Origin of the sequence: Gelidibacter sp., from assembly GCF_035515035.1 — a bacterium.
GTDB lineage: Bacteria > Bacteroidota > Bacteroidia > Flavobacteriales > Flavobacteriaceae > Gelidibacter.
Window position 1 is genome coordinate 1 of the sequence record NZ_DATJCA010000016.1, and the last position, 9,972, is coordinate 9,972.

The following is a 9,972-nucleotide window of genomic DNA, read 5'->3' on the forward strand; positions in this document are numbered from 1 at the left end:
AATTACCAAAACCCCAATGACACCTCCTTTTAAAGCCGATGCATTAAATGCACCGTCATAAATAGCTGCGAACGCAGGCCCAACGTTTTGAATGTTCATAATAATAACTGCCAATGCTGCAACTATATATATGGAAGCCATAATTGGTACTACCTTTCCTGTTACTTTAGCAATACTACTGATTCCACCAATAATAACTACGCCAACCAATACCGCTGTAACGATCCCAAACCAAAATCCGTGACCTACCAACACTGGAAATTGACCAGCTAACTGTTCAAAAGATTGGTTGGCCTGAAACATATTTCCACCTCCAAAAGAGGCACCAACCGCTAAAACTGCAAATAAACCAGCCAGAACTTTACCAAGACCCTTCATTTGTCTTTTTTCGAGTCCATAGCGTAAATAATTCATGGGACCACCAAACACACGGCCATCTGGTAAAATATCTCTATACTTCACACCTAAAGTACATTCTACAAATTTTGTAGACATACCCAAAATACCGCAGATAATCATCCAAAATGTTGCCCCTGCACCCCCTAATGAAATCGCTACCGCAACGCCGGCAATATTTCCCAAACCAACAGTGCCAGAGACTGCTGTAGCCAATGCTTGGAAATGGGTTACTTGACCAGGGGCATCAGGATCATCATATTTTCCTCGGGCTAAATCAATGGCGTGTCTAAATCCCCTGAAGTTTATAAAGCCCATTCTCAAAGTAAAAAACAAAGCACCTAATACCAACCATATCACAATGAATGGAATTGGTTTTGTTAATGGATCACCGTTTGGATGTGTTAAGACCAATGGCTTATCATATAGGATTTGGCCAAAAAAGTGAGCCCCTTGTTCAATAATATGCTTTTTATTATCCGAATTATAGATCGTTTGTCCGGCCTGAGTTAGATATTTTAATTCTCCACGCGCGGGTGCGAGGATGGTAATCTCCTTTCCTTCATTGTCTGTTATAATTGCAATTGGCACATCTTTGGCCACTCGTGCTCCTTCTGGCTGTAGCCATTCCTTAAGAATATATTTATTTTCTACCTCATTTGTCCAATCTGGAACCCCTATTTGTTTGGCATCAGCATATACAACTGGATCATATACTCCTATTGTAGCAAATGGATCCCAAAATAAAACTGCTCCTAAAGTGGCTACTGCAGGGGTCATTGTTCCATTAAATACTTCTGTAATTGCTTGGGTCTTTACCGTATATACAACAGTTTTTGTATCTCCAACCGCATCCGTTATGACCACGGTATAAGGAATTCCTTCTGTAAGACCTACCGCTTCATTAGAATTTAAAGGTGTGCTTTGATTGCTCCATCGGTAAGTGTAAGGTGGAACTCCGCCGGATGCAGTAACTTTGATAATGCCGTCATTAATTTTATCGGAGGGATTGATTGCTTCTCCTTTAACATCAAAATCTTGAGCGAAAATTAAAATTGGTAATAATGTAATAAATAAGGTAAGAAGACACTTCTTCATGGGTGGATTTTAGTTAGTTATTAATAATTGGTTAAAAAACACCACAAGATGCTAAAAAAAAATGATTTTATAAAGATTTGGTTGTTAAAATGAAATGCAGATCACCCGAGGTCAAAAATCGAGTTGGATTTTTAAATTTACCTGTTTTATACTTAAGCTGTTACCTAAATAATAAAGATTTTGAATTTGTGGATCAAAATCCTAAAACCGTTATAAGTCAAAGACAGAAGACCGCTTTGTGTAGATTAAATCTTTGATACGCATCCAAAATGCGATAAACAAATATAAAGCAAATCCAAAGCCAAGTGTTACGAAGGTAAGGTACATAAAAGACGTCCGAACTACTTTTGCTCTAATCCCCAATCGGTCTGCAATGCGTTGACATACGTAGTAACCACGTTTTTGAAAATATAATAAGGATCTATAAAAAATATTCATACTGCAAATTACTGATTTTATTGATTAAACTCAATTACTGCCTAGCTAAAAGTGAATTACCAATAGCGCAAGCCATGCATTTGTTTTTGTCACAATATTCTGTTTTAAGCTGAATCAGGGCTTGGGATGTCAAAGCAGAATCTGAAATAGGGGTCAGATTATTGAACCCTTTTATTATTCCATTTTGTTCAGACGCAATATTTTGTGCCATCAAAAGACAAGATTCTGAGGCTGGTTTACCCAGATGTTGCAAATAACAAAATCTTAATGGAAGTACGGTATTGATCAACAACAGATCAATGAAGTTTTTGGTCAACAATTTTTTAGAATCTCGAGATGCTTTTTCAAAGGTGAAATGGGTTTGCCAAAATTCAGAAGTGCCAACTTGAAACAACTTATATAAATCTTCGATGGTATTTGCTGCCATTAATTTTGTAAACAAATTAGTATGTTTCTGGTAAAGCATCGCCAGTTGCGACAATCTTATGGTAGGGAAATTTGGAGGCCGCAATCTAAAAAACTGAAGTGGAATGACTTGATCGTTTGACAGATTAAACTTTTGCTTTATAAATAGATATTCCGATGATAGGTTTTGAAAATATCCATTTTCCACAGGTGTTTCCAATAATCCTGACTGACCAAAAAATAAAGCTTCCAATTGAAGTGGTTGTGACTGCATTTTTCTGACCACAGAAAAATCAAAAGAATTGGCCATACTTAAAATCGCCTCACCATTTACCTTTAACCCGAAATTTTTAGCCAAAAGTTTAAATAAAACGCCCTCCCAATCATTTTTTGATGACTTTAGCAAGACTTCAATGGTTCTTGATTTTCGTTCAAGACGTTCAATATACAAACGTTCCAACCAATTGGAGATCACAAAATCTTCAACTTCAGCAAAATCCGGTTCGCAATTGATCCATTTGTGAGGTGACATCAACAGTTTTTGGAAATTATTAAATACGTTGGCGTGAATTAAATTCTTTAATTGTAAGGTAGGTATTATGGAATTATCCTTTCTGAAGATATCCGTGTCATGCTCATACACAACATGTAAAATGACATTGTCATAGGTGGGATCCATTTCATGGTTATGGACGTACCAGTCACTCGACTTTATATGGATTTCCACGTTCCCAGCCCATAATTGTCCTTCAATTTCAAGTTGAGCATTGAAAAAATCTGGACCACTATTTAAATTTGGCTGCCCATTGTTATGCAAAGTAATAGCTTCTCCTACTGTTGTTTTTAAGTTGGACGTATCAAATTTTTTAAATTGCCATACATAATGTAAAAAAGCCTCTTGCATATCCTTAAAAATAAGACAATTACGAGTCACTTTTACATTGTCAAATGGATATTTTCAATCAGTAAAATGTGGAGGCAATTACTGCTCAATACTTTCAGCATTGAAACTTCTAAGTTCACCTTCAGAAATGGATACGGTTATTTGAATAGGATTGCAACAAACTTCGCAGTCTTCCACATAACTTTGATGAGGAATGGAATAATCAATAAGCATTGAAATGTCTTCCCAACAATGGGGACATTGAAAAAAATGTTCTTCCATAAGGATGTTAATTGAGATGTTCAAGCTCTTCGTGTACAGACTCCCACTCGGTCATCAGCTTGGAAAGTTTTTTCTTTTTCGATTCGTATTGTTCAAAAAACTTAGGATCAGCAACCGTTTTATCATAATTAGTGGCTAATGCCACGTCCATGGTCTTGATCTCCTTTTCGTGCTGACTTATCTTGGCTTCTACGTTGCTTAACCTATTGTTCAAAGATTTAAGTTTCTTTTGATCCTCGTAAGTCTGTTTATTGGTTTCTTTAGGTTCTACTTTAACTACATCACGTTTCTCTACCTCTCTTAAATTTTCAACGTTCCGCTGGTCTAAATAGAAATCAATATCACCCAAATACTCTTTAATTTTTTGATCTTTAAACTCGTATACACTTTTTGTTAAACCTTGAAGAAAATCCCTATCATGAGATACCAAAATCAAGGTGCCTTCAAACCTTTTCAAAGCTTCTTTCAACACATTCTTAGATTTAATATCCAAGTGGTTGGTAGGCTCATCCATCACCAAAACATTAAAAGGTTGCAGTAATAACTTCGCCAAAGCCAATCGATTTCGTTCACCTCCCGAAAGTACTCTTACGTATTTCTCTGCTTCTTCACCTCTAAAAAGAAAAGATCCCAAAATATCGCGCACTTTACTCCTATTCTTTTCATTGGCCGCATCAATCATGGTATCCAAAACTGTTTTGCTACCATCTAAATATTCGGCCTGATTTTGGGCAAAATAACCGATTTGCACGTTATGACCAAGTTTTAAGTGGCCTTCATGTTTTAATTCTCCAACAATAATCTTAGCTAAAGTGGACTTCCCTTGACCATTCTGACCAACAAAAGCAATCTTGCTTTCGCGCTCTACATTTAGGTCAATATTTTTAAGCACTTGTAGATCACCGTATTTTTTTGAAATTTGATGCGCTTCAACTACAACCTTACCAGGAATCACAGATACTGGAAAATTAAGTGTCATCACGCTATTGTCATCTTCATCCACTTCAATCCGATCCATACGGTCCAATTTCTTGATGAGCGATTGTGCCATGGTCGCTTTGGAAGCCTTTGCTCTAAACTTTTCGATCAGTTTTTCAGTCTGTTCAATTTGTTTTTGCTGATTTTTTTGCGATGCTAATTGCTGAGTCTTCAGTTCATTCCGAAGCACTAAATATTGAGAATAAGGTTTTTTATAATCGTAAATTCTTCCTAGTGAAATTTCAATGGTACGATTGGTTACATTATCAAGGAACATCTTGTCATGCGAAACAATCACCACCGCACCAACATAATTCTTTAAAAAATTTTCCAGCCAAATAATCGATTCAATATCCAAGTGGTTGGTAGGCTCATCCAAAAGTAGGATGTCATTATTCTGAAGTAATAATTTGGCGAGTTCAATACGCATACGCCATCCTCCGGAGAACGTATCCGTAAGCTTATTAAAATCCTCACGCCTAAAACCTAAGCCTTGTAGAATTTTTTCAGTTTCGCCTTGATAGTTATACCCTCCTATGATTTCGTATTGGTGTTGGATTTCGCTAATATCAACCATCAGCTGATGATAAATGTCACTTTCATAATCTGTGCGCTCCACTAATTGATGATTGATCTCATCAATCTTGGCCTCCAGTTGCTTTATTTCCTTGAATGCTTCATAGGCCTCTTCAAGCACAGTCCTACCCAAAACAAAATCGATATCTTGTTTTAAAAAGCCAAAGCTCAAGTTTTTATCGGCGGCAATTTGCCCCGTGTCTGGTTCCATTTCCTTCGAAAGGATTTTAAGCATGGTCGATTTACCAGCACCATTTTTGCCGATGAGACCGATTCTGTCACCAGCTCCGAGCATAAAAGTGATGTCTTCAAAAAGGTATTCGCCCTGAAAAGAAATAGAAAGATTATGTATGTTGAGCATTTTTATAAGGATTGTTACAAAGCATTGGTTTTAAAAACCTTAATTTTGCGTTTTATTTGAAAATGCAAAAGTAATCAATTACCATGATAAATAAAGGAAGTAAGTTGTATAGTATATTAACTGGTAAATGTCCAAAATGCCATGAAGAATCTATGTACGTTAATCCAAACCCTTTCGCGTTGATGGACATCTTAAAAATTCGTGAAAGATGTAGTAACTGCAACACCAAATACCGTATGGAACCATCATTCTTCTTTGGAGCCATGTACGTCAGCTATGGTGTTGGCGTGGCTTTTTCAGTTGCGGCATTTATCATAAGTTATCTTATTTTAGGTTTAACTTTAACCACGTCATTTATTGTCATTATCGTAACACTCGTTGTTTTTATGCCATTTATTATGCGCATATCAAGAAACATCTGGATCAATCTCTTCATGCATTACGATGAAAATTTAGCTAAAAACGCTCAGAAAGTTGAAAAAGTTGAAAATTAATCCCTGTTTGAATTTTCATCAACTAACAGAATTCGTTTTTTAAGATTTTTAAGATTGAAAACGCCTGATATCTATTTCGGGGTCCAGAGGCCATCCATTTTCCAAATGTAAAAACAACTGTTTGGCGACATAGGGACCAATCATCACACCACGTGTTCCCAAGCCGTTCAGGATGGCGGCGTTTTGGTACTTTGAATGTACTCCAACTAGAGGTCTTCTATCTTTAACGGTAGGTCGAATGCCAGCCACTTGATTGACCACTTCATAATTACAACGGATGAGATTCCTTAATTTATCTAGCAATTCTGTTTTAGCGTCTTCAGTAATATTATGAGTCTTATCTGTCCAATTGTATGTCGCACCCACAGAATAACAATCGTCAAGTTCCGGAACCACAAAAACCGATGACTTTAAAATAAAATCCATCCTTAAGTCGGGCGCTTTGATGGTTAACACTTCACCTTTAGCTACATTCAGTGGGAGATCTCCAAATAACGGATTTCCAACCATACCAAATCCCTCAGCAAAAACAATAAATTTAGCTTTGACATTTTTATAGGTAATATGATTTTTCCCAATGATTAACAAAGAATAATCAAAAGTTTCATTGCTGTAGCTATTGATCGTCTTTAGATAGAGCTTGTAATGTTTTAACAAAGTTGATGTATCAATACGACCCGTTTGAAGGACTTCACCAAAACCATAGGGGGCATTTATTTCAGGGTTGTCATTTTTGATAAGCTTCGGGGAAAGAAAACTCTCCAATGCAGGTTTATCTGAAGCATTGAACCAATCATTTTGTTCTTCAACTGATGCAAATCGTCTATAGACGGACAGTTTGTAATCTAATTTAACACCCAATAAATTTTCCAGATCCTCATAGAAATGGAAAGCCATTTCTAATTGCTCCTCAGCTTTCCATACCGCAGTAAAGCGCTTTAGAATTACCGGGTTATATAAACCCGCTGCAACAATTGATGATTGTTGGGATTGATCATCAAATACCACAAAGGATTTATCATGCGCCCTGAGTTCTTCACAAAAAGAGATACCCGCCAATCCGCAACCAACCACGATATAATCCACTTCTTTCATAACAGCAAAAATATGGAAGTTTTAATGAGTACTAAAGATTATTTTTAGAGACGACAGTCTTTATCAAGACCTATAACTAATAAGTTTCAGTAATTTCTATGATTTTAAACCAACTTTAAAAAAATAGTGAGCATAAAAAAACGCCCAACTAAAAAAGTGAGCGTTTCATGTATATTAATGATCTATTATTAATACGACCACATATCTTGTTCAAAATCTCTTATCTTATCCTTGATACGATCAGACTCCAAGAGTTGCATGAGTGCGTTGTCAGCCACATAGGTACTGACTTCTCTATCTCCATATACGTTTTCTTCCTTATACATATAGCCGTTAAAACGTCTTGAATTCAACAAGTGATCAAACGAAAATGGCATTGCGCTATTTTTGTTATTGAAAGCTTTTGCCTCATGAAGAACTTGTCTTACTTCAGGATAAAATACCCAAAACAGTGCAATAGGCTCCTTATTTGCCTCATCATCAGAGTCAATAAAGTTAACATCAGGTGCTGCTGGTGCAATACCTAAAAGTCTGTATTTTAATTCACCTTGACGTTTGTCAAAATACCATAAACCTTTAATGAGGTAAGCAGTAATATCATAAGATTGGATATCTCTATTAATAATATATTCTGGAGATACAAATCCTTCTGAATTGTACTGTTGGTATCCAATATCCAAAGTATCTGTTTTTGACATAATGGATTGAATGTCTCTTGGCTGGCGTTTGGTGGTAAAATATGAATCGTCATAAACGTTTTCAATTTTTCCTTCCCTTACGTTTTTCCATAACACATCAAACAAAGAGCGTCTGTTAGCGCCAATATTATTGGTGTCAATTGGATAATATAATGGAAAGTTGACACGCTCATCAAGAACAACTTTTTCCCAAGTCATTTTTGAAAACATGATATCCCTATCATCAACATAACCGTATTCAAGCGGTCTGTCATTATCCAATGCTATTTGCGCTTCAGATTTTACACCAATTTCTTCGGGTGTCTTTGCGTTGAGCAAGTTGGTTTGACCAACTGAACTCATTGCCAACCCCATACTTAAAACGGTTAATAAACAATATTTTAATTTCATCTTTTTAATTATTATTTGGGACATTAATATCTTGATGTATACAACGTGACAAGTGTTCCTAAATTATATTAGTTTGATATTTCAATAAATACTGGTGATGCAGGAAGCAATTTAATGCTGCTATTTCCTTTAATCTCAGATTTGATTTCAAAGATCTGTACACCATCTCCTCTAGAGGCTTTACGCAGTGCACTTCTTGCTTGATCATTCATTTTATTCCCGTTAACGGTAACTGTTGGTTGACCAGGTACTTTAATCTTGAATGATGTTACATTGATATCTAAATCGAAATCAAAATCGAATAATTTAGCATTAACCGTTGCGATTTCAACATTACTTTTTGGCAAACTCACATTATCAGCTTGACCTGCAATAGTACCAGAAGGTTTTGGAATGTCCTTGATTCTAAAAGTCGATTTATCACTCACTTTAGAACCGTCAGGTAGTGTTCCCGTAACATTGATCGTTACATCCTTTCCTGAAGTTGGTCTCATAACATATTTACCAGAACCTGATAGCTTATTTAAACCTGGAGCTGATGCAGAAACATTATTATCTGATACTCCGGCAAATGATATAGTCATAGGGTTGTCAACACCTCTATACACCACATTCATCTTATCTGCTGAAATAGTAGCAGAGTTTGGTTTTGGAACTACCGCGTATTTACTAGTAATAGGAATTTCAACAATCTCATTACCTTCCTTAAACTGCATTGTCCCAGTAATATCACGTTCACCCACAGCACCTGCTGGAAAGTCCAACACGACTTGACCTTGCTCAACATTATCCAATGTTCTACCATTAATAACAATTTTCTCAAAATTAAGAGTATTGTCAAAACGGCCTAAAACAACTTTTCCTTTAAAATTCTCACCACTAAAAAATGCAGTTTTATCTGGAATCACAATTGCTGAATAGTTTTTCATTGACAATTGTTTTACTTGCTCGCCTGCCAGCATGTTAGATAATACTTCAGATTCTATAGTCTTGACATCAGCCTGCATTTGCGTTAGCTTGGTTAACGATGCAACCATTGGAAATCCTTCAAAATGATAGGTTAACCATCCTTTTTTAATGCCTTCATTAGTCGTCTCTTCATTGGTTGAGAATTTCTTAAGAATATCATCCTGGATTTCTTGATTTTCTTCACCTAAAATTTGAATGACACCTTCTCTATAGGTTTTGATGTTGTCTAAAAATTCCTGACCAGCTTTAGTCAATTTATCACCGTTGAACCATTGCTCATCAAGGAAATCGGTTCTATCCATTTCCTCATAATTTTTTGGATCTTTAACGGATTTTAATAACCCACCTTTAACGGATTCTATATAAGAATAGAAATCTGTTGAAAGTTTGTCAATGGCATCTGCCTTTGCTTTTATTGGTTGATATTTAGCTGGTTGCTCTTCAGCCTTAGCCGCTAAACCTTCCATAAATGCAGCGTTACGAACCGCAGCCGATGCATTAGAATCAGTGATTCTTTCGTTCATTAACCCAAATGCGGAAAGCACTTCTTTAGACATATTAAGTGCCATCATTGCGATGAACACCAAATACATCAGGTTAATCATTTTTTGTCTTGGGGATAATTTTCCTCCTGCCATTTCTAAATAGTTTTTAGTTGTTGATTTGGTTACGTTCTACTAATTACTAGTTAGATCTGTTCATTGCAGAAAGCATTCCACCATAGACACCATTTAATGATGAAAGGTTAGAGGCTAACGATTGCATTTGATCTTTTAGCTTAGTGGCATTTTCAACAGCTTCTTCGTTGATGGCAGCTTGACGACTTGCAGAATCCATTTGGACTTTATAAAGGCTATTCAATGACTCCATTTGAGCAGCAGCCAATGACATTTCTTCACTGTACTTTCT

9 protein-coding genes and 1 pseudogene are annotated in these 9,972 nt (G+C 36.2%); 1 reads left to right on the forward strand and 9 read right to left on the reverse strand.

Annotated features, from left to right (window positions below; translation table 11 throughout):
* The 5 genes from VLZ86_RS00775 to VLZ86_RS00795 all read right to left on the reverse strand — a co-directional run.
* A partial coding sequence (locus VLZ86_RS00775; protein WP_325447721.1) for an alanine:cation symporter family protein occupies window positions 1–1,494 on the reverse strand: 1,494 nt, incomplete at its 3' end.
* Window positions 1,495–1,704: 210 nt separating this feature from the next.
* A complete protein-coding gene (locus tag VLZ86_RS00780) occupies window positions 1,705–1,932 on the reverse strand; it encodes a PspC domain-containing protein (protein ID WP_129016647.1) in 228 nt (75 codons plus the stop codon).
* 34 nt (window positions 1,933–1,966) lie between these two features.
* Window positions 1,967–3,241, reverse strand: coding sequence for a DUF2851 family protein (locus tag VLZ86_RS00785; protein ID WP_325447725.1), 1,275 nt, complete (start codon window positions 3,239–3,241; stop codon window positions 1,967–1,969).
* Between the two features lie 78 nt (window positions 3,242–3,319).
* Window positions 3,320–3,502, reverse strand: a complete 183-nt coding sequence (locus VLZ86_RS00790; protein ID WP_325447727.1) for a CPXCG motif-containing cysteine-rich protein — start codon at window positions 3,500–3,502, stop codon at window positions 3,320–3,322.
* 7 nt (window positions 3,503–3,509) lie between these two features.
* Window positions 3,510–5,417: an ABC-F family ATP-binding cassette domain-containing protein gene (locus VLZ86_RS00795; RefSeq protein WP_325447729.1), complete on the reverse strand. Its 1,908-nt coding sequence runs from the start codon at window positions 5,415–5,417 to the stop codon at window positions 3,510–3,512.
* 83 nt (window positions 5,418–5,500) lie between these two features.
* On the opposite strand from VLZ86_RS00795, the gene VLZ86_RS00800 reads away from it, so the two are divergent.
* Window positions 5,501–5,911 carry a DUF983 domain-containing protein gene (locus VLZ86_RS00800; protein WP_325447731.1) on the forward strand — a complete coding sequence of 137 codons (411 nt, stop codon included), beginning with the start codon at window positions 5,501–5,503 and terminating at the stop codon, window positions 5,909–5,911.
* A 48-nt stretch (window positions 5,912–5,959) separates the two neighbouring features.
* On the opposite strand, the gene VLZ86_RS00805 is transcribed toward VLZ86_RS00800, so the two are convergent.
* From VLZ86_RS00805 to VLZ86_RS00820, 4 genes and pseudogenes are all read right to left on the reverse strand, one after another.
* Complete coding sequence (locus tag VLZ86_RS00805; protein ID WP_325447733.1) at window positions 5,960–7,006, reverse strand: FAD-dependent oxidoreductase; 1,047 nt, start codon at window positions 7,004–7,006, stop codon at window positions 5,960–5,962.
* Window positions 7,007–7,194: 188 nt separating this feature from the next.
* Complete coding sequence (gldN, locus tag VLZ86_RS00810) at window positions 7,195–8,094, reverse strand: gliding motility protein GldN (protein ID WP_325447735.1); 900 nt, start codon at window positions 8,092–8,094, stop codon at window positions 7,195–7,197.
* A gap of 68 nt (window positions 8,095–8,162) precedes the next feature.
* A complete protein-coding gene (gldM, locus tag VLZ86_RS00815; protein ID WP_325447737.1) occupies window positions 8,163–9,701 on the reverse strand; it encodes a gliding motility protein GldM in 1,539 nt (512 codons plus the stop codon).
* A gap of 46 nt (window positions 9,702–9,747) precedes the next feature.
* Window positions 9,748–9,972, reverse strand: a pseudogene (locus VLZ86_RS00820) (gliding motility protein GldL); the annotation flags it as partial.

Bases quoted from the DNA above. Each gene is read 5' to 3' on its own strand.
- VLZ86_RS00795 (WP_325447729.1), bottom strand. From the start codon at position 5,417: ATGCTCAACATACATAATCTTTCTATTTCTTTTCAGGGCGAATACCTT.
- VLZ86_RS00785 (WP_325447725.1), bottom strand. From the start codon at position 3,241: ATGCAAGAGGCTTTTTTACATTATGTATGGCAATTTAAAAAATTTGAT.
- VLZ86_RS00800 (WP_325447731.1), top strand. From the start codon at position 5,501: ATGATAAATAAAGGAAGTAAGTTGTATAGTATATTAACTGGTAAATGT.
- gldM (WP_325447737.1), bottom strand. From the start codon at position 9,701: ATGGCAGGAGGAAAATTATCCCCAAGACAAAAAATGATTAACCTGATG.
- VLZ86_RS00790 (WP_325447727.1), bottom strand. From the start codon at position 3,502: ATGGAAGAACATTTTTTTCAATGTCCCCATTGTTGGGAAGACATTTCA.
- gldN (WP_325447735.1), bottom strand. From the start codon at position 8,094: ATGAAATTAAAATATTGTTTATTAACCGTTTTAAGTATGGGGTTGGCA.
- VLZ86_RS00780 (WP_129016647.1), bottom strand. From the start codon at position 1,932: ATGAATATTTTTTATAGATCCTTATTATATTTTCAAAAACGTGGTTAC.
- VLZ86_RS00805 (WP_325447733.1), bottom strand. From the start codon at position 7,006: ATGAAAGAAGTGGATTATATCGTGGTTGGTTGCGGATTGGCGGGTATC.